The 25,988-nt window shown below is 72.6% G+C and carries 18 protein-coding genes, 1 tRNA gene and 1 pseudogene; 7 read left to right on the top strand and 13 right to left on the bottom strand.

Features of this window, described 5'->3' with window-relative positions; translation table 11 throughout:
• Nucleotides 1-224: 224 nt before the first annotated feature.
• Nucleotides 225-920: a histone deacetylase gene (locus OG422_RS17180; RefSeq protein ID WP_405743602.1), complete on the bottom strand. Its 696-nt coding sequence runs from the start codon at nt 918-920 to the stop codon at nt 225-227.
• 167 nt (nt 921-1,087) lie between these two features.
• Between OG422_RS17180 and OG422_RS17175 the strand changes: the two genes are divergently transcribed.
• The 4 genes from OG422_RS17175 to OG422_RS17160 all read left to right on the top strand — a co-directional run bounded on the left by OG422_RS17175 (nt 1,088) and on the right by OG422_RS17160 (nt 4,627).
• Nucleotides 1,088-1,756 carry a response regulator transcription factor gene (locus tag OG422_RS17175; protein WP_143942842.1) on the top strand — a complete coding sequence of 223 codons (669 nt, stop codon included), beginning with the start codon at nt 1,088-1,090 and terminating at the stop codon, nt 1,754-1,756.
• A gap of 129 nt (nt 1,757-1,885) precedes the next feature.
• A complete protein-coding gene (locus OG422_RS17170) occupies nt 1,886-3,061 on the top strand; it encodes a sensor histidine kinase (RefSeq protein WP_405743601.1) in 1,176 nt (391 codons plus the stop codon).
• Between the two features lie 113 nt (nt 3,062-3,174).
• A complete protein-coding gene (locus OG422_RS17165; protein WP_143943868.1) occupies nt 3,175-3,573 on the top strand; it encodes a hypothetical protein in 399 nt (132 codons plus the stop codon).
• Between the two features lie 838 nt (nt 3,574-4,411).
• On the top strand, nt 4,412-4,627 hold the full coding sequence (locus tag OG422_RS17160; protein ID WP_185994011.1) for a DUF6243 family protein: 216 nt from the start codon (nt 4,412-4,414) through the stop codon (nt 4,625-4,627).
• Between the two features lie 309 nt (nt 4,628-4,936).
• Here OG422_RS17160 and OG422_RS17155 read toward each other — a convergent pair.
• Nucleotides 4,937-5,293, bottom strand: a pseudogene (locus OG422_RS17155) (transposase); the annotation flags it as partial.
• On the opposite strand from OG422_RS17155, the gene xerC reads away from it, so the two are divergent.
• Nucleotides 5,286-6,674, top strand: coding sequence for a tyrosine recombinase XerC (xerC, locus tag OG422_RS17150; protein WP_405743600.1), 1,389 nt, complete (start codon nt 5,286-5,288; stop codon nt 6,672-6,674). The pseudogene OG422_RS17155 and the gene xerC sit on opposite strands and share 8 nt — an antisense overlap.
• A 129-nt stretch (nt 6,675-6,803) precedes the next feature.
• Here the strand turns inward: xerC and OG422_RS17145 are convergent.
• From OG422_RS17145 to topA, 5 genes are all read right to left on the bottom strand, one after another.
• Nucleotides 6,804-6,877 (bottom strand) — tRNA-Thr (locus OG422_RS17145).
• 78 nt (nt 6,878-6,955) lie between these two features.
• Complete coding sequence (locus tag OG422_RS17140; RefSeq protein ID WP_405743599.1) at nt 6,956-8,554, bottom strand: alpha/beta hydrolase; 1,599 nt, start codon at nt 8,552-8,554, stop codon at nt 6,956-6,958.
• Between the two features lie 520 nt (nt 8,555-9,074).
• Entirely contained in the window at nt 9,075-10,316 is a 1,242-nt protein-coding gene (locus OG422_RS17135) for a DNA polymerase III subunit delta' (RefSeq protein WP_405743598.1), read from the bottom strand.
• Between the two features lie 318 nt (nt 10,317-10,634).
• Complete coding sequence (gene tmk, locus OG422_RS17130; protein ID WP_405743597.1) at nt 10,635-13,883, bottom strand: dTMP kinase; 3,249 nt, start codon at nt 13,881-13,883, stop codon at nt 10,635-10,637.
• 187 nt (nt 13,884-14,070) lie between these two features.
• Nucleotides 14,071-16,956 carry a type I DNA topoisomerase gene (gene topA, locus OG422_RS17125; protein WP_405743596.1) on the bottom strand — a complete coding sequence of 962 codons (2,886 nt, stop codon included), beginning with the start codon at nt 16,954-16,956 and terminating at the stop codon, nt 14,071-14,073.
• 635 nt (nt 16,957-17,591) lie between these two features.
• Here topA and OG422_RS17120 point away from each other — a divergent pair.
• Together OG422_RS17120 and OG422_RS17115 are read left to right on the top strand one after the other, a co-directional pair.
• A complete protein-coding gene (locus OG422_RS17120) occupies nt 17,592-18,224 on the top strand; it encodes a hypothetical protein (protein ID WP_405747838.1) in 633 nt (210 codons plus the stop codon).
• A gap of 1 nt (nt 18,225) precedes the next feature.
• Nucleotides 18,226-18,672, top strand: coding sequence for a DUF2752 domain-containing protein (locus OG422_RS17115; protein WP_405743595.1), 447 nt, complete (start codon nt 18,226-18,228; stop codon nt 18,670-18,672).
• Nucleotides 18,673-18,760: 88 nt separating this feature from the next.
• On the opposite strand, the gene OG422_RS17110 is transcribed toward OG422_RS17115, so the two are convergent.
• The 6 genes from OG422_RS17110 to bldG form a co-directional block, all read right to left on the bottom strand.
• The gene (locus OG422_RS17110) at nt 18,761-19,165 is read right to left on the bottom strand and encodes a hypothetical protein (protein WP_405743594.1); all 405 of its coding nucleotides are present in this window, start codon (nt 19,163-19,165) and stop codon (nt 18,761-18,763) included.
• A gap of 369 nt (nt 19,166-19,534) precedes the next feature.
• Nucleotides 19,535-21,073: a methyltransferase gene (locus tag OG422_RS17105; RefSeq protein ID WP_405743593.1), complete on the bottom strand. Its 1,539-nt coding sequence runs from the start codon at nt 21,071-21,073 to the stop codon at nt 19,535-19,537.
• 166 nt (nt 21,074-21,239) lie between these two features.
• Nucleotides 21,240-21,824 carry a small secreted protein gene (locus OG422_RS17100; protein WP_143939722.1) on the bottom strand — a complete coding sequence of 195 codons (585 nt, stop codon included), beginning with the start codon at nt 21,822-21,824 and terminating at the stop codon, nt 21,240-21,242.
• A 205-nt stretch (nt 21,825-22,029) separates the two neighbouring features.
• The gene (locus tag OG422_RS17095) at nt 22,030-24,444 is read right to left on the bottom strand and encodes a sodium-translocating pyrophosphatase (protein ID WP_405743592.1); all 2,415 of its coding nucleotides are present in this window, start codon (nt 24,442-24,444) and stop codon (nt 22,030-22,032) included.
• A gap of 661 nt (nt 24,445-25,105) precedes the next feature.
• The gene (locus tag OG422_RS17090) at nt 25,106-25,525 is read right to left on the bottom strand and encodes an ATP-binding protein (protein ID WP_405743591.1); all 420 of its coding nucleotides are present in this window, start codon (nt 25,523-25,525) and stop codon (nt 25,106-25,108) included.
• A gap of 109 nt (nt 25,526-25,634) precedes the next feature.
• Entirely contained in the window at nt 25,635-25,976 is a 342-nt protein-coding gene (gene bldG / locus OG422_RS17085; protein WP_004571875.1) for an anti-sigma factor antagonist BldG, read from the bottom strand.
• Nucleotides 25,977-25,988 lie beyond the last annotated feature (12 nt).

The raw sequence follows: 25,988 nt of genomic DNA, 5'->3' as shown, positions 1-25,988 counted from the left end.
TGACATCCCGGTTGATAGTGGAAACGAGAATTTCCCACGCTCCGCACCCCTGTCAAACGTTGCGCACCGGGCCCCCGGGCCGCCGCGGGCCGCCGGGCCTCGCCACTCGCCGGGGCGCCGATCGCCGATCGCCGGGTGCCCGGTCCGGCTCAGCGGACGCCGGGCCCGGACGGAGCACCGCGCATGCTCCCTCACGGCACCGGGAGGTGCCAGCGGCCGGGGGCCTACGGCGCACCCGGCCCGGCATCCCCCTCCCCCGGCCCGGCGATCAGCGCCCGTACGCCCTCCGGGCTCCAGTGCCCCGCCGCCCCCGGCCGCCCAGCGACATACGCCGCCACCGTCCCGGCATCCCACGCACCGGCCGCCAGCAGCCCCGTACCCACGCACCGCACATACGCGGCGGACGGCACCGTCCACGCCACGTCCCGCACGCCCCAGGGAGCCGTGAGGGTGAGCACGGGCGCGCCGTCCAGCCACCCCGCGCAGACCAGCGTCTCGTACCGCCCGTCCCCCAGCACGGACCTGCCGGAGGCGAGCACCTCGGCCAGATCCAGATCGGCCCCGGGCGTCCGGTACATCTCCTGCGCCGCGATGTCCGCGAACTGCCCCGCCGTCACCAGATGCGCCCGCGCCAGGACCCGCCTCTCGGCCCCGGGGTCGTAGAAGGCACAGCCGCCGCCCCACACCGGCGAACGGGTCGCGAGATACATCTCCCCGGCCAACTCCACCGCGACCGACTCCGCGGGCATCCGCCGGTCCCGGCACCCCGGATACGTCCGCGCCGCCCCCGCGGGCCGCCCGCCCCTCACATAGCAGGCCAGCCGCTCCCACTGCGCGTTCGACCCGTAGGAGGCGTACCAGATTCGCCCCGGGTCACATCCCGCGCCCGCCACCGCCTCCGGAACCCGCACCGTGTCCATGGGGCCCAGTCTCCCCGCACTGCCGGACGCGCACGCCCGCAGCCGCGCGCGCCACCGCCCGAGCACGGTCCACGAGGTCACCGGCAGCGCCTGTTCCCCTGCCTCTCCCCGGGCTCCCGGCGCCCGTCCCGCCGTGCTCCGCCCCGCCGTACGGCACAATCCCGCTCGTGACCATTCGTCTACTGATCGCCGACGACCAGGAAATGGTCCGCCGGGCCATGCGCCGCATCGTGGAGAGCCAGCCCGACATGGAAGTGGTCGGCGAGGCGGCCGACGGCGTCGACGCCGTGGAACTGGCGCGTGCCCTCACCCCCGATGTCGCGCTGGTCGACATCCGGATGCCGCGGCTGGACGGCCTGGAGGTGACCCGCCGCCTCACCGACCCCGCCACGGGCTCACGGGTCCGCGTCGTCGTCGTGACCACCTTCGACCTCGACGAGTACGTCTACCCCGCGCTGCGCTTCGGCGCCTCGGGATTCCTGCTCAAGCGCTCGGGCCCGACGCTGCTGATCGAGGCGGTCCGGGCCGCGATGGCGGGCGACAGCCTGATCAGCCCCTCGATCACGGTACGGCTGCTGGAACACGTCACCGGCCCCCCGGCAGGCCGCCGCCCCCGACGCCGCGACCCGCTGCTGACGGAACGGGAGGTGGAGATCGCCGGAAGGGTCGCCGAGGGCAGAACCAACGCCGACATCGCCCGCGAACTGTTCATCTCCGCGGGCACGGTCAAGACCCACGTCGCCAGCATCCAACGGAAACTCCAGGTACGGAACAGGGTCGGCATCGCGGTACGCGCCTGGGAACTCGGCTACGCGACAGGGCGGACACCGGGCTGAGGCTCTGGGACGGGGGCGGGCCGCGTACCCGGGGCCGGGCCGGCCGGGGCCGGTGTCGGGGGCCGGGGCCGGACACCCTCGGCGTAGTAACTGCCTCCCCCACCCCCGAAACGTCCGTAGCCTCCCCCCATGGACCACGGCATCCCTCCCCGGCAGCGGCGGCGCCGGTGGCGGTGGGCGGGGGCGGGGGCGGCGCTGATGCTCGTCCCCGCCGCCCTGGCTCCGCCGAGCGCGGCCCTCTTGGCGGTCATGGCCGCGCTGGCGCTGGCAGCGGCGCTCGCGACCTGGCCGTGCAGGCGGGTCTCCCTGGCGCAGGCCGCCGGGACCGTGGCGGCACTCTCCCTCGTCACGGACGCCTGCATCTTCGGCACCCCGGGCCTGATGCTCCTGTGGTACCCGTTCGAGACGGTCGCCCTGCTGGTCCTGCTGGAGCGGGTGGTCCGCGGGGTGCCCGGCCCCCGGGTGGCCCTCGTCGCCCCGCTGACCGGCGCCGCCGCGGTCCTGCTGCCGCTGCGCTTCACCCTGCACGCGCCCACCACGGGCCTGAAGGAATCGGCGGTCGCCGCCGCGCTCGCCCTCTTCCCGGCGGCCGTCGCGGCAGGCGTCGGACTGTACCTGCGGACGCTCGACCGCCGCCGGGCGCACGCCGTGGAACTGGCCCGGCGCGAGCAGCGCCTCGAAGTCGCCCGCGACCTGCACGACTTCGTCGCCCACGAGATCACCGGCATCGTTCTGGAGGCCCAGGCGGCGCAGCTCGGCACGGACCCCGGCCCCGAGGAGCACCGGTCCCTGCTGGCACGCGTGGAGCAGGCCGGACTGCGGGCGCTGGACTCCATGGACCACACGGTGACCGCCCTGCGCGGCGCCGATCACCGCCCGTCGGAGCCGCCGCCCACCCGGCTCCACGGCCTGGCCGACCTGCCCGAACTCATCGGCCGCTTCTCCGCCATGGCCACCGCCGAGGTGGCACTGTCGCTCCCCGACGACGCGGCGGGCGCCCTCTCCCGGGAGACCGAGGACACCGCGTACCGGGTGGTGCTGGAGGCACTGACGAACGTACGGCGGCACGCACCGCGAACCGGCCGGATCGAGATATCCGTGATCCGGGCCGCCGCCCCGGCCGTGACGGTAACCGTGGTGAACGACGCGTCCCCCGCAGTGCCCGCGATCGCCCGGCGCGGCGGCGGCACCGGCCTGGCGGGCCTGGCCGAACGGATCGGCGCCCTGGGCGGCACGCTGGAGGCAGGCCCGCACGGCCCGGGCTGGCGGGTCCATTGCCGGCTGCCGGTGCCCGCCCTCGGCTGAGCGATATCTACCGATCGGCAGATGTGCCGATCCCCCGCATCCGGGACCGTCTTGGGAGCGCACCACCTCGCCTCCCTGCCGGGAGCGCACCACTCGTCTCCCAGGAGGAACCGATGTTCTCAGCCACCCCCACGAAACGCCCCGCCGCACTCATCGCCACCGCAGCGGTAACCGTCACCGCCGCCCTCGGCCTGTCCGGCTGCTCCGTGGACGCCTCGAAGGCGAAGCCCACGTCGAAGACCTTCCCTTACACCGGCAGCGCCCTGAAGCTGACGACACACGAGGTCGCCACCAAGGTCGTCGCCACCGACCGCAAGGACATCAAGGTCACCCGCTGGTTCGACGCGGCCGCCGGAACCGAACACCTGGTGTGGCGCCTGACGGGCGACACCCTCGACATCGACTCCGGGTGCAACGGCATCGCCTTCTGCGACGCCAAGTTCAAGGTCGAGGTCCCCAAGGGCATCACGGTGACCAAGGACGGCACGAAGACCTTGGAGGGGCGGCGCTGACCGTGCCGGAACTCGTGGCATCCCCAAGCTCCACCGAGGCGGCAACGCACCGCCGACCACCTTCACACCACAACGGCTCCACGCACCGCTCCGGCCGCCAGACCCGCAACTGAGACCACGGACACCCGCGCGCCCCGGATGCGCCGCCGTCGCCGCATCCGCTGACGCAAAGAACCCCAGGTCACGAGGTGTGTGACCTGGGGTTTCCTTCTGGAGCCGCCTAGGGGAGTCGAACCCCTGACCTACGCATTACGAGGGCCTGCAAGATCGTGATGGGTGCTGCCGGGTGATCACGTCAGATCCTGTTTTGCCTGGTCAGGGGCTTGTCGGCCTTGCGGGCGTGACGCCCGATCCAATGGGTGCTACGCGGTCCGCTCACGCATCGCTCACGCATTCGCCGCTCGATTCACTGCGACGCGGAACTCAATTCAGCCGCCTGACTTCGCCTAAAGGTTGTCCCGTAACGGCGGGGCGCAAGTGAGATGATCTCTCATGCCGTCAGTATGCTCGCGACCACTGACAACGCCCGCGGCGGCCCAGTAACGCCCATCTGGACCTGCCCCGGGCGGGCGGCGACCACCGGCGGGTGCTGGCTGTGCTGAGATTCCCGGAAGGAAACGGCTGACCCCGGGCGCTCGCCGAAGGCCCGGCCGACGCCGGGGCGGCGAAAAAGTTGGTGTGCGGGGCCGGCGGAACCGGGTAACGTCTTTGTCATGTTCTTCCAAACGCCGATTTACGAGTGAGAGCGTGACGGGCCCCTGCTGACGTCCTTCGACGTCGCCGCCCGTCCCCCACCGATGAATCCGTAGATCACTTCACATCATTACCGGGAGAACCCGTGACCGTGAGCAAGAACATCAACAACCCCGTGGGCATGGGCGGCGGCCAGCGCAAGAAGCTGTCCCGCGCCGAACGGCAGAACAACGGTCCGCACCGCAACCTCGACCGCCAGGGTGCAGCCGACCGGAAGGCGGAGCTGGTGCGCAAGATGCGCGAGAAGGCAGGCGCAGCTGAGGGCTCCGGGCAGGCGGGCGACGACACCGCACAGAGCTGACGCACCGCCGCAGCAGGGCGGCACCGCACGGGCAGGGCCCGGACCGCGACGCGCGGTCCGGGCCCTGCTGCCGTACCGGACGCGGCCGGTCCCGATCAGCTCTCGGCCGACCACCCGCGTCTCGGCCGACCACCCGGGGCAGCCGCAGATTCAGCAGCCCCGTCACCGCCACCACCCCGAGCTGCACCAGGAGCGTCACCACCAGCGCGTTCCCCGTGCCCAGCCCGGGCGACACCGCAGCTGTGGGTTGTCCCGTAACTGATCTTCGAACCGGTGCGGGCGAGGTCGGTTGTTGATCCGCCCGTTTGTCTATCCGGCGAGGGCGAGATTGTGCAGTCGTGCGATACCGAGCATGGCGTGGTGGACGCCGTCGCCTTTGAGGCGGCAGTCGCGGAGGATCTTCCAGGTCTTCATGCGGGCGAAGACGCGCTCGACGCGGGCGCGGACCTGCTTGTGGGACTTGTTGTGCACCTGCTTCCAGCTGGGCAACTCCTCGCCTTTGCGGCGCCTGTGGGGCATCGCAAGGCCGGTGCCCGGGTAGCCGCCGTCAGCGATCGTCATGGTGTTGCCGACGGCGGCCTTGGCTCCGGATTCTTCCCATGCTTTGCAGTCGTTGCGGTTGCCGGGAAGGGGACACCCGACCAGGACGATCGGGCGGGTGTCGGCGTGCGAGGACGGCAGCCGACGGTCCGGGTACAGCAGCCTCAAGGCCGCCCAGGCCGACCTTGACCACGTACGCGCCCTCATGGGACTCGCCGAGTCCGACGACCCCGAGGGCACTCAGCTGATCGCCGAGATGCCGGCCGAGGTCAGCGGCGAGAAGTTGCCCCTGCCGGACGTCGAGGAGACCCGGCGGCAACTGAAGGCCGGCCAGGACCTCGTCGGCAGCCTCACCGTGGCCGAGTGGCTGGACCGCTGGCTCGCGGGCAAGCGCATACGGAAGTCGGGCATCAGCCGCTACGAGACCGACGTCCGCGTACACCTCAAGCCCCACATCGGCGACTGCCGCCTCGACCGGCTGCGCGTAAGCCACCTCAGCGAGATGTTCACCGCCATCACCGATGCCAACACCGACATCCTGGAGCAGAACCCCCAGCGGCACGCGGCTGTCGAGGAGTTGGCGACCGTGCCGTGGAAGGGCGTGGAGAACCGGACTCGCCGCAAGACAATGAAGGCAGCGATCGACGCGATGCCGCCCTTCCGCCGCGTCACCGGACCGTCCACGCGACAGCACATCAGGGCCACACTCCGCGCGGCCCTGAACGACGCGATCGGGCAGCAGATCATCACCTTCATTCCGGCGACCCACGTCGAGATCGACCCGGTCCGCAAGCCGAAGGCTCTGGTGTGGACGGACGAGAGGGTCGCCCGGTGGCAGCAGACCGGTGAGCAGCCCTCACCTGTCATGGTCTGGACGCCGGAACAGACCGGCGCCTTCCTCGACTTCGTCGCCGAGGACCGGCTGTATGCCATGTGGCACCTGATCGCCTTCCGCGGCCTGCGTCGCGGCGAGGCATGCGGCCAGCCCTGGTCGGAAACCAACCTCGTCCTGCACTCCCTCACCGTCACTGGTCAACTCGTCCAGGACGGCTGGGAGGGCGAGTCGTCCGAACCGAAGACGGACAGCGGCTTCCGCGTCGTGGCACTGGACGACGACACCGTCGGCGTTCTGGAACGCCACCGCAAGCAGCAGGAGGCCGAGCGCGAGCAGTGGGGAACGGCCTGGGTCGAGACGGGCCTCGTTTTCACCCAGGAGGACGGCTCCTGGCTCCACCCCGGCAAGGTCACCGATCTCTTCGAGCGCCTCGTCACCGCCTCCGGCCTCCCGCCGATCCGGCTGCACGACCTCCGCCACGGTGCGGCCACCCTCATGCTCGCCGCCGGCATCGACGTCAAGATCGTGTCGGACACCCCCGGGCACAGCGACACCCGGATCAAGAAGGCCAAGGCCGGGAAGTCCGGCAAGGGCAAAGGCAAACCGAAGGACGCGACGGAGGCCGAGGCCAAAGCCACGAAAAAGGCCAAGCGGAAGGAGCCCAAGGGGTAGTTCGCCGGGCGGCTCCGCTCACGCATCGCTCGCGCAAGCCCCTCCACGGCATCCCCGTCGTGCGGCTCGGCGTGCCCCGCACATGAAAAAACCCCAGGTCACGGCGAGTGAGTCCTGGGGTTTTTCCGGAGCCGCCTAGGGGAGTCGAACCCCTGACCTACGCATTACGAGTGCGTCGCTCTGGCCGACTGAGCTAAGGCGGCGTGGTGCGCGGCCCAGTCTACACATGCCGGAGGGGTGGTTCGTACGCGGTTGACGGGCTGGTCAGAGGGTGGGTGGGGTCAGGTGCAGCGCTTGTTCTTCGGGGGGACGGTGCCGTCCAGGAGGTAGGTGTTGACGGCCTTGTCGATGCAGGTGCTGCCGCGGCCGTAGGCGGTGTGGCCGTCGCCCTCGTACGTCAGCAGGGTGGCGCTGGAGAGCTGGGCGGCGAGGCCCTTGGCCCAGGCGTACGGGGTGGCGGGGTCGCGGGTGGTGCCGACGACGACGATGGGGGCGGCGCCCTTGGCCTCGATGCGTTCGGGGGCGCCGGTGGGCTTGACCGGCCAGTACGCGCAGTTCAGGGAGGCCCAGGCGAACTCGTCGCCGAAGACCGGGGACGCCTTGCGGAAGCGCGGCAGGTCGGCGCGGACCTGGGCGGGCGAGGTGTACGCGGGGGGCAGGTCGAGGCAGTTCACGGCGGGGTTGGCGTACATCTGGTTGGCGTAGTGGCCGTCCGGGTCGCGCTCGTAGTAGCTGTCGGAGAGGGTCAGCAGGCCGCGGCCGTCGCCCTTCTCGGCCTGGGCGAGGTACTCGCGCAGGGCCGGCCATGCCTTCTCGTCGTACATCGCGGCGATCACGCCGGTCCTGGCGAGCGATTCGGTGAGGCGGCGGTCCTCGCCGGTTTCGAGCGGATGCGCATCGATCTTCTCGAACAGGGCGGACAGCCGTTTGCCGGCGTCCGCGGCGCTCTTGGTGCCGAGCGGGCAGTCGCGGCGTTTGACGCAGTCCTCGGCGAAGGCGGTGAAGGCGGTGTTGAAGCCGGCGGTCTGCTCGATGTTGACCTGGCGGGGGCCGAGCGAGGGGTCCATCGCGCCGTCCAGGACCACCCGGCCGACGCGGGACGGGTACAGCCCGGCGTAGGTCGCGCCGAGGAAGGTGCCGTACGAGGCGCCGACGTAGTACAGCTTCCGGTCGCCGAGCACGGCGCGCAGGACGTCCATGTCGCGGGCCGCCTCGACGGTGGAGACGTGCGGCAGGAGCTTGCCGGAACGGGCCTCGCAGCCCTTGGCGAACTTCCGGTAGGCGGTGGTGAGCTCGGTGACCTCGGCGGCGTCGTCGGGGGTCTGATCGATCTGGGTGTAGCGGTCCATCTCCTTGCCGGAGAGGCACTCCACCGGGACGCTGCGGGCCACGCCGCGCGGGTCCATCGCCACCATGTCGTAGCGCGCACGGACGGCGGCGGGCTCCGGGGCGTACTGCTGGAGGTAGTCGATCGCGGAGCCGCCCGGGCCGCCGGGATTAACCATCAGGGAACCGATGTGTTTCCCGGGGCCGGTGGCCTTCTTCCGGGCGACGGCGAGCTTGAGGTCGTCGCCCGCGCCGGGCCGCGCGTAGTCCAGCGGCGCCTTCATCGTGGCGCACTCGAAGCCGCTGACGCCGCACGCGTGCCAGCTGAGCTTCTGGTCGTAGTGCGGCCGGAGGCCGGCGGGGACGGCGGTGGGCAGCGGGGCGAGGACGGACTTCGGGGCGCCGCTGGACATCCCGGAGGCGTCGGCATCCTCGGCCCGTCCCTGACCGGCCGCGGAGGGCGTGGACGACGGTCCCGAGGAACAGCCGGAGATCAACAGCGCGGTGGCCGCGAAGAAGGCGGCGGAGGTACGGAACAGACGGCTGGTGGCCATGGGCGGTCCCTTGTCCCTGTGGGCCCTGTGGGCGCACGGCGGTGGCGAGCCCCATCGGGGCACGGAGGCTTGGCGGTGCGGGGCGCCGCGGTCGTCGGTCGGTGGCCGGTGGCCGGTGGTGCGGGGTCGGTGGCCGGTGCGGGGTATGGGCGCGGTGCCCGAAATCTTATGAACGGAGGGTAGCGGGGCGAGGGCTGTGTGTGCTGTACGTCGGGGGGAGTGGCCGTGGCGATCGGTCCGCCCGACCCCATGTCAGCCCCCGTACCGAAGCGGCCACGGCCCGTTGGCTCACCGCACAGGACTGGCCCCGGCCGTTGTCTCACCGCACAGGACTGGCCCCGCCAGGACCGCATCACCCCGGCCCCGGTCACCGGCCCACGCACCGCACCGGCCGCTACCGCACCAGGCCCCAGCGGCAACCGCACCGCCCCCGGCCACCAGCCCACGCACCGCCCCGGCCCCGGCCCCAACCGTCCCGCGCCCCAACCCCGACGGCCCCAGCCCCGATGCCCCGGCCCCCTCACCCTGCCCGCAGCGCCGCCGTCATCGCCTCGACCGCCAGAAGCGGCGCGACGTTGCGGTCCAGGGCCTCCCGGCACGCGATGATCGCCTCTATCCGGCGCAGGGTGCGGACCGGCGTCGAGGCGCGAGCGACGCGGTCGAGGCTGTCGCCGACCTCGTCGTTGGCGAGCGGGACGGGGGCGCCCAGCTGGAGGGTGAGGACGTCGCGGTAGAAGCCGGTGAGGTCGACCAGGGCGAGGTCGAGGCTGTCGCGCTGGGTGCGGGTGGCACGGCGCTTCTGGCGGTCCTGGAGTTCCTTCATCGCGCCCGCGGTGCCGCGGGGCAACCGGCCTCCGGTGCCCGCGGCCGCGCCCAGGGCAGCCCGCAGCTCCTCGGTCTCCTTGGTGTCGACCTCCTCCGCGACCTGCTTGGCGTCCTCCCCGGCCGCGTCGATCAGCTCCTGGGCGGCCTTGAGGCAGCCGCCGATGTCGTCGATGCGCAGCGGGAGCTTGAGGACCGCGGCCCGGCGGGCGCGGGCCCGCTCGTCGGTGGCGAGGCGGCGGGCCCGGCCGATGTGTCCCTGGGTGACGCGGGCGGCGGCCGCCGCGGCCTCCGGCGCGATGCCGTCCCGCCGGACCAGGACGTCGGCGACCGCGTCGACCGGCGGCGTACGGAGCGAGAGGTGACGGCACCGGGAGCGGATGGTCGGCAGGACGTCCTCGATGGAGGGCGCGCACAGCAGCCACACGGTGCGGGGCGCGGGCTCCTCGACGGCCTTGAGCAGGACGTTTCCGGCGCCTTCGGTGAGGCGGTCGGCGTCCTCCAGGACGATCACCTGCCAGCGGCCGCCCGCCGGGGAGAGCGACGCCCGGCGCACCAGGTCGCGGGTCTCCTTCACGCCGATGGAGAGCAGGTCCGTACGGACGATCTCGACGTCGGCGTGGGTGCCGACGAGGGTGGTGTGGCAGCCGTCGCAGAAGCCGCAGCCGGGGGCGCCACCCAGGGCGCGGTCCGGGGAGACGCACTGCAGGGCGGCGGCGAACGCGCGGGCGACGGTGGAGCGGCCCGATCCGGGTGGGCCGGTGAACAGCCAGGCATGCGTCATCCGGGAGGCGCCCCCGGACTCCCCAGCCCCCGGCTCACCGGGCGCGGCGGTGTGGAGGGCCCGGTCGGCGGAGACGAGGGCGTCCGCGTCCCGTGCGGCCGCGGCGAGCTCCTGCGTCACCCGCTCCTGGCCGACCACGTCGTCCCATACCGCCATCGCTGACCGCCGTCCCTCTTCCCGCTCCGCACCCGGGGCCGCCGGTCGCGGCCTCCGTTTCTGCTGATCCAGGGGCTGTCGTCACGCTCCCGCCCGCCGGGCGGACGACGGGAGCGTGACGACAGGCCCTGGCGCCGCCACGCCGGGGTGCGGGTGCCGCCGCACGCGCCGTCGTGTCTCGCGCTCGTTCCATTGTGGTGCACCCCACCGACAATCCGGTCCGGGCCGCCGCCCGGCCGGTACGCGAAATGCCCGTGGCCGCAGCGGAGAGGCTGCGGCCACGGGCATTTCGCGGACGGCGGGGCCGTCCGGGGAGGGTCAGCCGCGGCGGCCCCGGTGATCGTTGCCGTCCTCGGGGCGGCCGAAGAGCTCGTCGGAGAGCGTCGGCAGATCGTCCAGCGGGGTCTCCTCCGCCCACTCCGGACGGCGCCGGGCGCGCTGCGGGGGCTCGGCCGGACGGCCCGTCTCCGGGTCCAGCTGCGGCAGCTCGCGGGTGCGCTCGGCGCCGGACTCGGCGGGTGCCGGGTGCTCGCGCAGGGTGCCGTGCGCACCGCCGCGCTCCTCGTCGCGGAAGAGCCACGACGGCACCCGGTCCTCGGGGGCCGCGTCGCGCTCCTCGGGGCGGACCGCCGGGAGCACGCTGGTCTGCTCGGAGTCCGGGTCGTACGTGGCGCGCGGCAGCACCGCGGTCTCGTCCGCCGCGCCGGACACGGAGGTCGTCCCGGGCAGCGGCAGGGCCGCGGTCCGCTCGTTGTCGGAGCCGGACACGGAATCCGTGGCCGAGTGGGAGCCGTGGTCGGAGTCGGGGCGCGCCCGGTCCGAGCCGGAACCCGACGCACCGCCGGACGGCTCCGCCGACGTACCGCCCTCGCGCGCCGTCCGCTTCCGCAGATCGGCGACCGGCGTCTCCGTCGTCGGTGCCTCGGCGGCCGCGGCCGTGGCCCGCGCTTCCGCCGCCGCCCTCGCCTCCGCCGCGGCAGCCGCCTCGGCCGCCGCGATCCGGGCCTGTTCGGCGCGGAGCAGCGCCTCCTCGGCCTTGCGCTGCTTCTCCTTGCGGCGCTCCTCCGCCTCGGCGCGCAGCCGCGCCTCCTCCTCGGCGCGCAGCCGCAGCCGCTCCTGCTCCTCGGCGCGCGTCCGCTCCTCGGCCTCGCGGCGCTTGCGCTCCGCCTCCGCCGCGAGCCGGGCCTCCTCGGCACGCTGCCGGGCCTCCTCGGCCTGACGGGCCGCCTCGCGGGCCTTGGCCTCCTCCAGCTCGCGGCGCTTGCGCTCCTCCTCCTCGGCACGCAGCTTCGCCATCTGCTCCTCGCGCTCGCGCGCCAGGCGCTCCTCCTCGGCCTTGCGCGCGGCCTCCTCCTCGGCCTTGCGGCGGGCCTCCTCCTCGGCCGCCTTACGGGCCTCCTCCTGCGCCTTGACCTCGGCCGCCGACAGCGGCAGCACCTGGTCGAGGCGGTGCCGTACGACGGTGGTGACGTCCTCCGGCTCCTGGCCCGCGTCGACGACGAGGTAACGGGCCGGGTCGGCGGCGGCCAGGGTCAGGAACCCGGCGCGCACCCGCTCGTGGAACTCCGCGGGCTCCGACTCCATCCGGTCCGGCGCCTCGGTGAACCGTTCCCGCGCGGTCTGCGGGGTGACGTCCAGCAGCACCGTCAGATGCGGTACCAGGCCGTCCGTGGCCCAGCGGGAGATCCGGGCGATCTCCGTGGGCGCGAGGTTGCGTCCGGCGCCCTGGTAGGCGACCGACGAGTCGATGTACCGGTCGGTGATGACGACGGCGCCGCGCTCCAGGGCGGGCCGGATGACGCTGTTGACGTGCTCGGCGCGGTCGGCGGCGAACATCAGCGCCTCGGCACGGTCCGAGAGTCCGGAGGTGGAGACGTCCAGGATGATCGAGCGCAGTCGCTTGCCGATGGCGGTCGCGCCCGGCTCGCGGGTCACCACGACCTCGTGGCCCTTGGCGCGGATCCACTCCGCGAGCGCCTCGACCTGCGTGGACTTGCCCGCACCGTCGCCGCCCTCCAGGGCGATGAAGAAGCCGGTGGGCGCGGGCGCCTGCTCCGGGTCGCCGCCGCGCAGCGCCTCCCGCAGATCGCGCCGCAGCGGCACCCCGTTCCGGTCGTCGACCTTGCCGAGCACCCAGGCGGCGACCGGCAGCAGCAGCGCGCCGACCAGCATCAGTGCGAACGCGGCGCCGCCGTGGTCGAAGGCGAACGCGCCGCTCCCGACCCGGTGCGGGCCGATGACCGCGGCCAGCAGCGGCGCGACGATCGCGGCCACCGCGACCGCGAGACGGACGACGGCGTGCAGCTGCCCGGTCGTCCGGGCGTGGTCGGCCTCCTCGGCCTCCTGCTCCAGCAGGACGTGGCCGGTGTTCGCGGCGATCCCGGCGCTCACCCCGGCGAGCAGCGCCAGCAGCACCGCCGTCGTCGCGTCCGTCACCAGGCCCATGACCAGCAGCGACAGGCCCGTCGCGGCGACCGCGAGAGCCAGCAGACGGCGGCGGGACAGCGCCGGGAGCACCCGGCGGGCGCCGCGGATCCCGGCGACCGGGCTGCCGGTCAGCACCAGCACCAGCAGCGCGAAGAGGACCGGGCCGCCGCCCAGATCGGCGGAGTGCAGCACGGCGAGGGAGACCGCGGCGGCGACGGCCGCGGCGACCGCGGCGCAGGCGAGCACCAGCAGCGGGGCGGTGCCGGTACGGCCCTTGTCCACGCCACCGGCGCTCTTGGGACGGCGCAGCCCCTCCAGCGGGGAGCGCGGCCGCGGCGTGGCGCCACCGGGCAGCTCGATGAAGTAGAGGACCGACACGGAGGCGGCGAACAGGCCCGCCGCCACATAGGAGCCCAGGGCCGCCTGATGGCTGTCGAACCACGCGACGCCGGTGCCCAGCAGCTTCCCGATGAGCGTGACGACGACGAGCGCGGTGGCCGCGAGCGGCAGCGAGACGAAGGTGGTGCGCAGCGACAGCCGCCGCAGCGCGGCGAGATTGTCGGGCAGCGGCCGGACGGTGGCGCCCTCGGGCGGCGGCGCGGGCAGCAGCCCCGGCGCCGCGCTCTCCCGCGCGACGGTCCAGAAGCGCTCGGCGACGCCGGTCAGGAACACCGTGACCAGCAGCCAGGCGAGCGCGTTCGCCCGTGTCCAGTCCAGCCACAGCGGCGCGACGACCAGCAGCGCGACCCGTACGACATCGGCGACGATCATCGTCCAGCGGCGGTCGAGCGGCCCGGAGGGCGCCGTCAGCGCCGACAGCGGGCCCAGCAGGACCGCCCCGAAGAGCAGGGTCGCCAGCATCCTGGCCGCGAAGACCACGGTGACCGCGAGGGCGGCGCCCCGGTAGCCGCCGCCGAACACGGCCTGGCCTCCCAGGGGGACGTACAGCGCCGCCTGGAGGGCGAGGAGTACGAGGACCAGCATGGACAGGGCATCGCCGATGGCCCCGACGAACTGGGCGCTCCACAGTCGCTTCAGTGGGGGGAAGCGCAACAGGGCTCGTACGGCGCGCTCGCGGGAATCCGCGGCAAGGGCGCCTGAGGTGGGGGTCTGGGCCGTTGGCTGCTCGGCACGCGTCATCCGCCCAGCCTATCGGCAGGCCGTGCACGCGCGGGCCCCGCCCGAACAAAGGGGCGGGCCCGACGGGTCACCGCCCGCCTTGCCCGCCCTTGTCCCCGTACGACGTGGTGGCCGCCCCGGGCGCGCGAGGTGCGGCCGCGCGCCGGGGCACCGAACGAGCAGCGGACCGTGCCCGCTGCCCGCCCGCTCACTCCTCGCCGGGCGCCGCCTTCGCCGCGGTGGTCTTCTTCGCCGCGGTGGTCTTCTTCGCCGCGGTCGTCTTCTTGGCGGCCGTCGTCTTCTTCGCGGCGGTGGTCTTCTTCGCCGCCGTGGCCTTGGCCGCGGTCTTCTTCGCCGCCGTCTTCTTCGCGGGCGCCTTCTTGGCCGCCTTCTTCGCCGGGGCCTTCTTGGCGGTCTTCTTCGCCGGGGCCTTGGCGCGCTTCTCCGCCAGCAGCTCGTAGCCGCGCTCCGCCGTGACCGTCTCGACGTCGTCGTCGCGGCGCAGCGTCGCGTTGGTCTCACCGTCGGTGACGTACGCGCCGAACCGGCCGTCCTTGACCACCACCGGCTTACCGCTGACCGGGTCGGTGCCCAGCTCCTTCAGCGGCGGCTTGGCGGCGGCCCGGCCACGCTGCTTGGGCTGGGCGTAGATCGCCAGCGCCTCCTCCAGCGTGATCGTGAACAGCTGCTCCTCTCTCTCCAGGGAGCGCGAGTCGGTGCCCTTCTTCAGGTACGGGCCGTAGCGGCCGTTCTGCGCGGTGATCTCCACGCCCTCGGCGTCCGTGCCGACGACCCGCGGCAGCGACATCAGCTTGAGCGCGTCCGCGAGGGTCACCGTGTCCAGCGACATCGACTTGAAGAGCGACGCGGTCCGCGGCTTCACGGCGTTCTTGCCGGTCTTCGGGGTGCCCTCGGGCAGCACCTCGGTGACGTACGGGCCGTACCGGCCGTCCTTGGCGACGATCTCGTGGCCGCTCTCCGGGTCGGTGCCCAGCTCGAAGTCGCCGCTGGGCTTGGCCAGCAGCTCCTCGGCCAGCTCCACGGTCAGCTCGTCGGGCGCCAGGTCGTCCGGCACGTCGGCGCGCTGGTGGCCCTCGGCGTCCTTCTCGCCCCGCTCGACGTACGGGCCGTAGCGGCCGACCCGCAGCTTGATGTCGTCGCCGACGGGGAACGACGAGATCTCCCGGGCGTCGATCGCGCCGAGGTCGGTGACCAGCTCCTTCAGGCCACCGAGGTGGTCGCCGTCGCCGTTCCCGGCGTCCGAGGCGGCACCGGAGGCGCTGTCCTCGCCGCCCTCGCCGAAGTAGAAGCGCCGCAGCCACGGCACGGACTGCGCCTCACCACGCGCGATGCGGTCGAGGTCGTCCTCCATCCGGGCGGTGAAGTCGTAGTCGACGAGCCGCCCGAAGTGCTTCTCCAGGAGGTTGACGACGGCGAAGGAGAGGAAGGACGGGACGAGCGCGGTGCCCTTCTTGAAGACGTAGCCGCGGTCCAGGATCGTGCCGATGATCGACGCGTACGTCGACGGGCGGCCGATCTCCCGCTCCTCCAGCTCCTTGACCAGCGTCGCCTCGGTGTAGCGGGCCGGAGGCTTGGTGGCGTGGCCGTCGGCGGTGATCTCCCGGGCGCCCAGCGCGTCGCCCTCGGCGACCTGCGGCAGCCGGCGCTCGCGGTCGTCCAGCTCGGCGTTGGGGTCGTCGGCGCCCTCGACGTACGCCTTGAGGAAGCCGTGGAAGGTGATGGTCTTGCCGGACGCGGTGAACTCGGCGTCCCGCCCGTCGGCGGCGCGGCCACCGATCTTGACGGTGACGGAGTTGCCGGTCGCGTCCTTCATCTGGGAGGCGACGGTCCGCTTCCAGATCAGCTCGTACAGCCGGAACTGGTCGCCGGTCAGGCGCGTCTCGGCCGGGGTGCGGAAGCGGTCGCCGGAGGGGCGGATCGCCTCGTGCGCCTCCTGCGCGTTCTTGACCTTCCCGGCGTAGCTGCGCGGCTTCTCCGGCAGGTAGTCGGCGCCGTAGAGCTGCGTGACCTGCGCGCGGGCGGCGGAGATCGCGGTGTCGGAGAGCGTCGTGGAGTCCGTACGCATATAGGTGATGAAGCCGTTCTCGTACAGCTTCTGCGCCACCTGCATCGTCGCCTTGGCGCCGAATCCGAGCTTGCGGCTCGCCTCCTGCTGGAGGGTGGTCGTCCGGAACGGCGCGTACGGGGAGCGGCGGTACGGCTTGGACTCGACGGAGCGCACCGCGAAGGCGGTCTCCGCGAGGGCGGCGGCCAGCGCGCGGGCGTTCGCCTCGTCGAGGTGGAGCACCGCGTCGTTCTTGAGGCGGCCGTCGGCGCCGAAGTCGCGGCCCTGGGCGACGCGGCGGCCGTCGACGGTGGCGAGGCGGGCGGTCAGCGTCGACGGGTCGGAGCTGTCCCCGGCCCGGCCGGTGGCGAAGCTGCCGGTCAGGTCCCAGTACTCGGCGGAACGGAAGGCGATGCGCTCGCGCTCCCGCTCGACGACGAGGCGGGTCGCGACGGACTGCACCCGGCCCGCCGACAGCCGCGGCATGACCTTCTTCCACAGGACCGGCGAGACCTCGTAGCCGTAGAGGCGGTCGAGGATGCGGCGGGTCTCCTGGGCGTCGACGAGCTTCTTGTTCAGCTCGCGGGGGTGGGCCACGGCATCGCGGATGGCGTCCTTGGTGATCTCGTGGAAGACCATGCGGTGGACGGGGACCTTGGGCTTGAGGATCTCCTGGAGATGCCAGGCGATGGCCTCGCCCTCGCGGTCCTCATCGGTGGCGAGGAAGAGTTCGTCGGACTCGGCCAGCAGCTGCTTGAGCTTCTTGACCTGGTCCTTCTTGTCGCTGTTGACGACGTAGATGGGCTGGAAGTCTGCGTCGACGTTCACCCCGAGGCGGGCCCACGGCTCGCCCTTGTACTTCGCCGGGACCTCCGCCGCACCGTTGGGGAGGTCACGGATGTGCCCGACGCTGGCCTCGACCACGTATCCGGGGCCGAGATAGCCCTTGATCGTCTTCGCCTTGGCAGGCGACTCGACGATGACGAGTCGGCGGCCGCCGCCCTCTGCGGTCTCGCTGGTCGGGGACAACTTCGCTCTTCTCTCCGGTCGACGCCTGGATACCTCCAGGCGATAGCGCTGGAGGCGGACACTGCGGTGTCGCTTGACGCTGCGGAGTGTGACGGTACCTCCCGCCCCCGTGTCAAACGGAAAATCCCCGCAACGCCACTCGAACGGTAACCCGACTACATGCCTTCCTGCCGCCCGGACCGCATCCCCCGGTGGCGGGGCGGCGCGAGGGCGTGCATGCCCCTGACGCTCCGGAGTCGCGCGGTACCGGTGGCGGTACGGCCGGGACGGGGCCGCCGCCCGGGTCCGGGCGCGATGTCCGCTCACCCGGGCTCCGTACGGCGGCCTACTGGCAGGATGGCCGGGTACGGCTCCTCTTACGGACCGCACACCGCCGTCATCACGCACTCTCGGGGGACAGATCACCCATGGCGAACCAGCATCCCGGCCCTCCCCAGGACGAACCCAACCCGTACGCCGCACCGAGCCCGCCCGCGGGGGCCGATCCGCTGGCCAAGCCGGATCCGTTGGCGAAGCCGGGCGATGCGGCGGGTGCGGCTGGTGTTCCGGGTGCGGCCGGTGCGGCCGGTGCGGCGCCCCAGCCGGGTGCGGCGCCCCAGCCGGGTGCGGCGCCCGGTGCTCCGCCGCAGCCTGGTATGCCGCCGCAGCCCGGTGGCGTACCCGCCGCACCGGCCGGTACCCCGTACGGGTACCCGCAGGGTGGCAGCCCCGGGGAGCCCGGTTACGGGTACCCGCAGGGTGGCAGCCCCGGGGAGCCCGGTTACGGGTACCCGCAGGCCGCGCCGCAGTCCGGGTACGGCTACCCGGGCGGCGCCACGCCCCCGGCACCGCCGACCGCACCGCCGACCGCGCCGCCGCAGCCGCAGGGCGCGCCGGGCTTTCCCCCGCCCGGCGGCGGTTTCGCGCCGGGGCAGCCGCAGGGCGCCGGGGTCGCCTTCTCGATCGGCGACATCGCGATCAGCGGCGACACGATCATGACGCCGTCCGGGCCGATGCCGCTGAAGGGCGCCATCTGGACCGCCACGGACATGTCGCGCACCGAGGAGAAGATCCCCACGCACGCGATCGTGCTGGGCATCGTCTTCTTCTTTTTCTGCCTGCTCGGCCTGCTCTTCCTGCTCATGAAGGAGCGGGTCACCACCGGCTTCGTGCAGGTCACGGTGGCCAGCGGCGGGCGTCACCACGCCACGATGGTCCCCGTGCAGTCCCGGGATCAGGTCATGTACGTGCTCAACCAGGTCAACCACGCCAGGTCGCTGAGCCTGTGACATGACCGCCACCGGACCCGCACCCCACCCCGCCGCCCCGGCCGGACCGCCGACCGGGGCCGCACTCCGCGCCGCCACGCTCCGCCGGGCGACCCTGGGCCTCGGCATCGGCACGGTGGGGGCCGCCTACCTCTGGCACACCAATCCGCACGAGCCGGGCCATCTGCTCCCCGGCTGCCCGCTCCGGTGGGCGACCGGCCTGCTCTGCCCGCTGTGCGGCGGCACCCGCCTCGCGTACGACCTGCTGCACGGCGATGTCGTGGCGGCGTTCCACGACAACGCCGCCCTGCTCGTCCTGGGCGTACCGGCCGCCGCCTACGCCCTCGGACGCTGGCTGACGGCCGGACTGCGCGGCCGCTACTACCGCCTCCGCCTGTCGAGCCGCGCGGGCGCCGCGGTCCTGGGCGTCGCCGCGGTGTGGATGCTCGTCCGCAATCTCGTGGGCTGAGCCGACGGGACCGGATGCACCGGCCGTCACCGCGCAGGGCTTCACCCGATGGGCGGCCCTCCGCGGCGACGGCGCCGTACGGCAGACGTCAGCGCACCGTGACCATGACCTCGGGCGAGACGGTCTTGTCCACGGCCACCCGCAGGTGGTTCACGCCCTTGATGCCGAGCTTCACGCGCACCGAGTAGGCGCCGGTGGCGCTCACCGGGGTCTGCGCGGGGAGCGAGACCCAGCGGGTGCCCTGCTTCTGCTGGACGGTGACCTTGGTGCCCGCCGCGAGGTCGTGGGAGGTGCCCGCGATGCGGAACTCCTCCCACGCCCGCACGGCGGAGACGTTCGCCTTGGCGGTGAGCGACGCCGTGGCCGGTGCCGTCGCCGAGACGGGGGCGGGCGAGTGCAGCTGGGCGGGCGCGGCGAACGCGGCGGCCCCTCCCCCGACGAGCAGGGAAGCGGTGATCACGCTGACGGCGGTCAAACGGAGTGCTCGGTTCATGACAGTCCTCACTGGCTGGGCTGATGGATCTGACGACCGGACGCACAGCGGAGGCCCGTCGCCTGCCCGGCGCCCCCGCCCGTCCTCATCCCGAGTGAGGGTCGGGAACGGCCCCCGGGTTCCGCCGCCACCTCCCGAATTCGGCGTCTCTTCCGATATGGCCGGATCCGGCCCCTGAGCCGGGCGCCGGGCCACGGAGCGGCGATGCCGGGCCACGGAGCGGCGATGCCGGGCGCGCCCACGGCGGAGCCGCCTCCGGCGCCGGGCGCGCCTCGCCTCCGCCGTCCGCGCCCCCCGTACGCGCACCACGCCGTACGCGCACCGAGCGGCCCCCTCCGCGCCCCGAGGCCGGTCAGCCCCGGCCCGCGCTCAGCCCTCCGTCCCCACCGGCTCCAGGAACCCCTGCTCCACCAGCATCCGGATCGCCTCCGGCGTCCGGTCCCGCAGCAACACCGGGTCCTCGCCGACGAGTTGGGCGATGGCGTCCAGGATCCGGCCCGCCGGGAGCGAGCCGTCACAGACCCCGGCGAACCCGGCGCCGACCGTGTCCACCTTGGTGGCGCGGCGCATCCCGCGGTTCTGCCGCAGCACCACATGCTCCGGGTCCTCCGCGCCCGGCAGCCCGACCTGTTCCTGGACCACCTCTCCGGCGAGCCGGAAGTGCCCGGCCAGCAGCGCCGCGTCGTCCGTCCGGCGCAGATAGTCCTGGCGCGCGAAATGCCCGACGACGGCCTCGCCCAGCGGCTGCTCCACCGGGTGCGGCCACTCCTCGACGGTGATTGACGGGTCGTCCGCGCCGGACTTGCGCAGCGTGATCCAGCCGAAGCCGACGGACCGGGTGCCGCGCGCCTCGAACTCGTCCAGCCAGGCGTCGTACCGCGCGGCGTACTCCTCGGGAGACGTCCGGTGATCGCCGCCGTCCCGCAGCCACAGCTCGGCGTACTGGGTGATGTCCTGCACCTCGCGCTGGACCACCCAGGCGTCGCAGCCCCGCGGCACCCACGAGCGCAGCCGGTCCGTCCACTCCTCACCCTCGACGTGCTGCCAGTTGGCCAGCAGCTGGCAGTACCCGCCGTCGTTCAGATGCGCGGCGGCCTGCTGCACCAGGGTGCGGCACAGGTCGTCGCCGCCCATCCCGCCGTCGCGGTACGTCAGCCGGGCGCCCGGCGAGATCACGAACGGCGGGTTGGACACGATGAGGTCGTACCTCTCCTCGCCCACCGGCTCGAAGAGCGAGCCCTCGCGCAGCTCGGCGGGGGACGCCCCGGAGAGCGCCAGCGTCAGGGAGGCGATCCGCAGCGCCCGGGGGTTGAGGTCCGTCGCCGTGACGTGGGTGGCGTGCCGGGAGGCGTGCAGCGCCTGGATGCCGGAGCCCGTGCCGAGGTCGAGCGCCCGGCCCACGGGCGTGGAGACGGTGATCCCGGCGAGCGTCGTGGACGCGCCGCCGACGCCCAGCACCAGCTCGGAGCGGTCCACCTGCCCGGCGCCGCGGATGCCGCCCGCGCCGCCGACCGCGCAGCCCAGATCGGAGACGACCCACCAGTCCTGCCCCTCGGGACCGCCGTACGGCCGCACGTCCACCTGGGCGCGCAGCTCATCGCCGTCCTGGACGAGCCAGCCGTCGGCGAGGCAGTCCCCCACCGGCAGCGCGGCCTCGGCGCGGGCGCGCTCCACCGGGCGCTGGAGGAGGAAGAGCCACACCAGCGTCTCCAGCGGGGAGTCGCCCCGGGTGGCGCGCAGCGCGGGCACCGTCTCGCTGCGGGCCAGCGCAGCGTAGGCGGGCGCACCGAGCAGCTCCAGCAGGCCGTCGGCGGTGAAGTCGGCGGCGAGCAGGGCGTCGCGCATCCGGTCGGTACGGGCGCGGCTGGCGGGGTCGCGGACATCTGTGGTGGGAAGGTGCGTACTCACGCCGTCCATTGTCGACCCCGCCACTGACAATCGGCGACGGCCCGGCACCGCGCGCCTCACGGGCGCGGCACCGAGCCGTGGACCGGTTCCGGGATACGGGATACGGGCCGGACGGCACCACCCCCGTACGGGGCGCGGCCCCCGGGGAGGGCGGCGCGGCCCGCCGCTACGACTTCTTGGACGCCCCACCCGAGGGCGACGCGGGCGCGCTCTGGCTCTGGCAGCCCTTCTGACCGGCCATCGCCTTGCCGACGTCGCCGGACTCCAGCTTCTTGAAGGCGGCCTCGCTCTGCTTGTTGAGCTTGTTGATGCCGTTGGAGAGGTCCCGCAGACCGTCGGCGAACTTCAGCTTGTCGCCGGTGTTGAGGCCGTCGACCTGCTTCTTGAGGTCGGCGTACCCCTTGGAGAGGGCGTTCAGCTCCTTGACCGCGTCCTTCTGGGCCGCCTCGCCGTTCTCGCTCGGCGGGGGGCCCGCCTTGCTCAGGGAGGAGGCGAGGGACGCGTAGGCGTCGGAGATCTTCTGGAAGGCAGCCGAGTCGGTCTGCTGGACCTTCTTGGAGTCCGTGGTGCCGTCATCGGCCGTCTGCATCGCGGCGTTGGCGTCCTGGATCTTCTTGAACTGTGCCTGTGCGGGGTCGCAGAACGTCTTGGCCCAGTCGTCGAGCTTCTTGCTGCTGTCGTCGCTGCACCCGGTCAGCGCGAGCATCAGTGCCGCACCGCCGGACAGCGCGGCCACAAGCTTCTTGTTCACCGGATCGGTCCCTTCCATGGCTCTCGGCCCCGGAACATACACGGCCAAAGGGCCTGGCCCACGAGTGGGCCATCCGCTACGTACCGCAATGAAGCCATTTGCACCAAGGAAGGTGAGGTCTTCCGCACTCGCACGACGACGGGTGGCGGCCGCCCACCCTGGGCACCCGCCACCCGTCTGTCACGCCGTCAAAGACGCTTTCCCCTCAGGACGCGGCGACCGCCTTCGCGGTCTCGGCGGTCTTCGCGGTCTGCTGGGAGTTGTCTTCGTCACCCACGGCGATACCGCGGCGCTTGGAGAGGTACACCGCGCCGACGATGATCAGCAGGGCGAGCACGGCGGCGCCGATGCGCACCCCGGTGTTCTTGTCGGCGCCGAAGCTGAACTTCACGATCGCCGGGGCGATCAGCAGCGACACCAGGTTCATCACCTTCAGCAGCGGGTTGATCGCCGGTCCCGCGGTGTCCTTGAAGGGGTCGCCCACGGTGTCGCCGATGATCGTCGCCTCATGCGCCTCGCTGCCCTTGCCGCCGAAGTGCCCGTCCTCGACGAGCTTCTTGGCGTTGTCCCAGGCGCCGCCGGAGTTCGACAGGAACACCGCCATCAGCGTGCCCGTACCGATCGCACCGGCGAGGAACGAGCCGAGCGCGCCGACGCCGAGGGCGAAGCCGACCGCGATCGGGGTGAGCACGGCGAGCAGCCCCGGGGTGGCCAGTTCGCGCAGCGCGTCCTTGGTGCAGATGTCGACGACCCGTCCGTACTCGGGCTGTTCGGTGTAGTCCATGATCCCCGGGTGCTCGCGGAACTGCCGCCGCACCTCGAAGACGACCGCACCGGCCGACCGGGACACCGCGTTGATGGCCAGTCCGGAGAAGAGGAAGACCACGGAGGCGCCGAGGATCAGCCCGACCAGGTTGTTCGGCTGCGAGATGTCCAGACTCAGCCCCATCCCGCTCGCCGCCTTGCCGACGGCCTGTTTCGCCGTCGCGAGGGCGTCGCGGTACGAACCGAACAGCGCAGCCGCGGCCAGCACCGCCGTCGCGATGGCGATGCCCTTGGTGATCGCCTTGGTGGTGTTGCCGACGGCGTCGAGGTCGGTGAGGACCTGCGCACCGTCGCCGGTGACATCGCCGGACATCTCGGCGATGCCCTGCGCGTTGTCCGAGACCGGCCCGAACGTGTCCATGGCGACGATGACGCCGACGGTGGTGAGCAGCCCCGTACCGGCCAGCGCCACGGCGAACAGCGCCAGCATGATGGAGGCGCCGCCGAGCAGGAACGCCCCGTAGACGGCAAGGCCGATCAGCACCGCCGAGTAGACCGCCGACTCCAGGCCGATGGCGATACCGGACAGCACGACGGTCGCGGGACCGGTCAGCGAGGTCTTGCCGATGTCCTGGACGGGCCGCCGTCCGGTCTCGGTGAAGTAGCCGGTGAGCTGCTGGATCAGCGCGGCGAGCACGATGCCGATGGCGACGGCGATCAGCGCGAGGATCCGCGGATCACCGCCCCGGCCCAGGATTTCCGGGTCGGTGACGCCCGCCAGCCCCTGGTACGTCGACGGCAGGTAGGTGAACGCCGCGGCCGCCACCAGGACCAGCGAGATCGTCGCGGAGATGAAGAAGCCGCGGTTGATGGCGGTCATCCCGCTGCGGTCGGCGCGGCGCGGCGCCACGACGAAGATCCCGATCATCGCGGTGACGACGCCGATCGCGGGCACCAGCAGCGGGAAGGCGAGCCCGGCGTCGCCGAAGGCCGCCATGCCGAGAATGAGCGCGGCGACCAGCGTCACGGCGTACGACTCGAAGAGGTCGGCGGCCATTCCGGCGCAGTCACCGACGTTGTCACCCACGTTGTCGGCGATGGTCGCGGCGTTGCGCGGGTCGTCCTCCGGGATGCCCTGTTCGACCTTGCCGACGAGGTCCGCGCCGACGTCGGCGGCCTTGGTGAAGATGCCGCCGCCGACCCGCATGAACATCGCGATCAGCGCGGCGCCCAGGCCGAAGCCCTCCAGCACCTTGGGCGCGTCGACCGCGTAGACCAGCACCACGCAGGACGCGCCGAGCAGGCCGAGGCCGACGGTGAACATGCCGACGACGCCGCCCGTGCGGAAAGCGATCTTCATGGCCTTGTGCGAGACCGCCGTAAGATCCTTTTTCCCGATCCCGTCGTTCCCGCCCTCGGCCGGAGTGGCTTCCCGGGCCGCGGCCGCCACCCGCACATTGCTGCGTACGGCGAGCCACATGCCGATATAGCCGGTGGCCGCCGAGAATCCGGCGCCGATCAAGAAAAACGCACTGCGGCCCGCCCGCTGCGTCCAATTGTCCGCGGGCAACAGCATGAGCAGGAAGAAGACCACCACGGCGAATACGCCGAGGGTGCGCAACTGCCGTGCCAGGTACGCTTTCGCGCCTTCCTGCACCGCGGCGGCGATCTTCTTCATACTGTCGGTTCCCTCGCCGGCGGCGAGCACCTGACGTACCAGCACCGCGGCGACGGCCAGCGCCGCCAGCGCGATGACGGCGACCACCAGCACGATCCCGCGGTTGCCCGCCGTCAGCGACGGCCCGGCGAGAAGGGAGGGGGAGTTCAGCGACTGAGGGGTGTATGGCCCCGCCATTCGTCCTCCTTGACGTTTGGCACATGGGCGCGCGCGAGCACGCTCAGGCGAACTGAGCAAGATGTGGACGGATTGTAGGGAGCTGCACGTCATCAAAACAGGGCGCCGGAAACGGAATTCGGCCGCAGCCGGGAAGATCAAAAGGGCAGCGCCCGGCAAATTTAGCCCGGACGATGGAAAGCGACTATTCAGCTGACCGCTGAACGATGATCCCAGTTTCCTACTGATCGCCGCTGCTCAAAGACGCCACTCCTGCCTCCGACGCCCATTACGCACCCGCCGTCGCAGCCGTAAGGAACGTTTCTCCGGTCGCCGATACGGCGTGATCGCTTACGGAAAAGCCGGGTTGACGTTACGTCAGATTGCGGCTGGATCGGGATGTCGGCGCGTCCGGGAGCGTGACAGGGGGCCGCGCCGGGGCCTGGAGACGCGGGAGGGGCGTGCGCCGGAGCGGCGCGGCCGGCGCGGCGGCGCGGAAAGCACGACAGGGCGCGGGAGGGAGCGGGCGCCAGGGCGGCGCGGGAGGTACGACAGGACGCGAGCCGGTTCGCCACGACAAGCCCTGGGCGGGCCGGAATCCGAGGAGCCCGGCAAGAGGCCGGAAGCTGAGGAGTCCGACAAGGAGGGCCGGAAGCCCCCTGAGGAGCCCGGCCGGGAAACGCTACGGAGCGGCCGTGGCCGCAGCAGTCGGCCAGCTCATGCGGATGAGCCCGCCGTTCGCGCCCGAGGTGACCTCGACGTCGTCGACCAGTCCGCTGATGACCGCGAGGCCCATCTCGTCCTCGCCGTCCGCCTCGGAGCCGTCGTCGGACGCGTGCTCCCCGGGGCCGCTCGGCACGTCGTCGCCGACCTCGATCGCGAACTTCTTCTCGTCCTCGATCAGGGCGACGTGGACGGGCGCGTCGATGCCGTGCGCCAGATGCAGGCCGACGGCCCGGCTGCATGCCTCTCCGACGGCGAGCCGCACCTCGTCCAGCACGGCGTCGTCCACCCCGGCGCGCCTCGCCACCGCGGCCGCGACCAGACGCGCGGTCCGGACGTGCTCGGGCAGGGCACTGAAACGGAGTTCGACGGTGGCCATGCCATCCCCCTCGATTTGCGGACGGGCAACGCAGGGGGCCGGACGGCTTCGCCCGGTACCCCCCACACTTCTTCCTCACCCGCGCCTGCGCGCGGGCACCGCGGAGCCGTCAGTCGGTCGCTGCGACGGCCTCGTCGACCGAGGTGTGAATCGGGAACACCTTGGTCAGTCCGGTGATACGGAAGATCTTGAGAATGCGCTCCTGGTTGCAGACCAGGCGCAGCGAGCCCTCGTGGGCACGCACACGCTTGAGCCCACCCACCAGCACACCGAGCCCGGTGGAGTCCAGGAAGTCGACACGCTCCATGTCCACCACAAGGTGGTAGCTGCCGTCGTTCACAAGCTCGACCAGCTGCTCGCGCAGCTTGGGCGCGGTGTATACATCAATCTCGCCACCGACCTCGACGACCGTACGGTCGCCAACGGTCCGGGTCGACAGGGACAGGTCCACGGATCCTCCAGC

Origin of the sequence: Streptomyces sp. NBC_01525, assembly GCF_045040405.1 — a bacterium.
GTDB classification, from domain to species: Bacteria; Actinomycetota; Actinomycetes; order Streptomycetales; family Streptomycetaceae; genus Streptomyces; species Streptomyces benahoarensis.
This window is presented reverse-complemented; position numbering and strand designations above follow the sequence as displayed.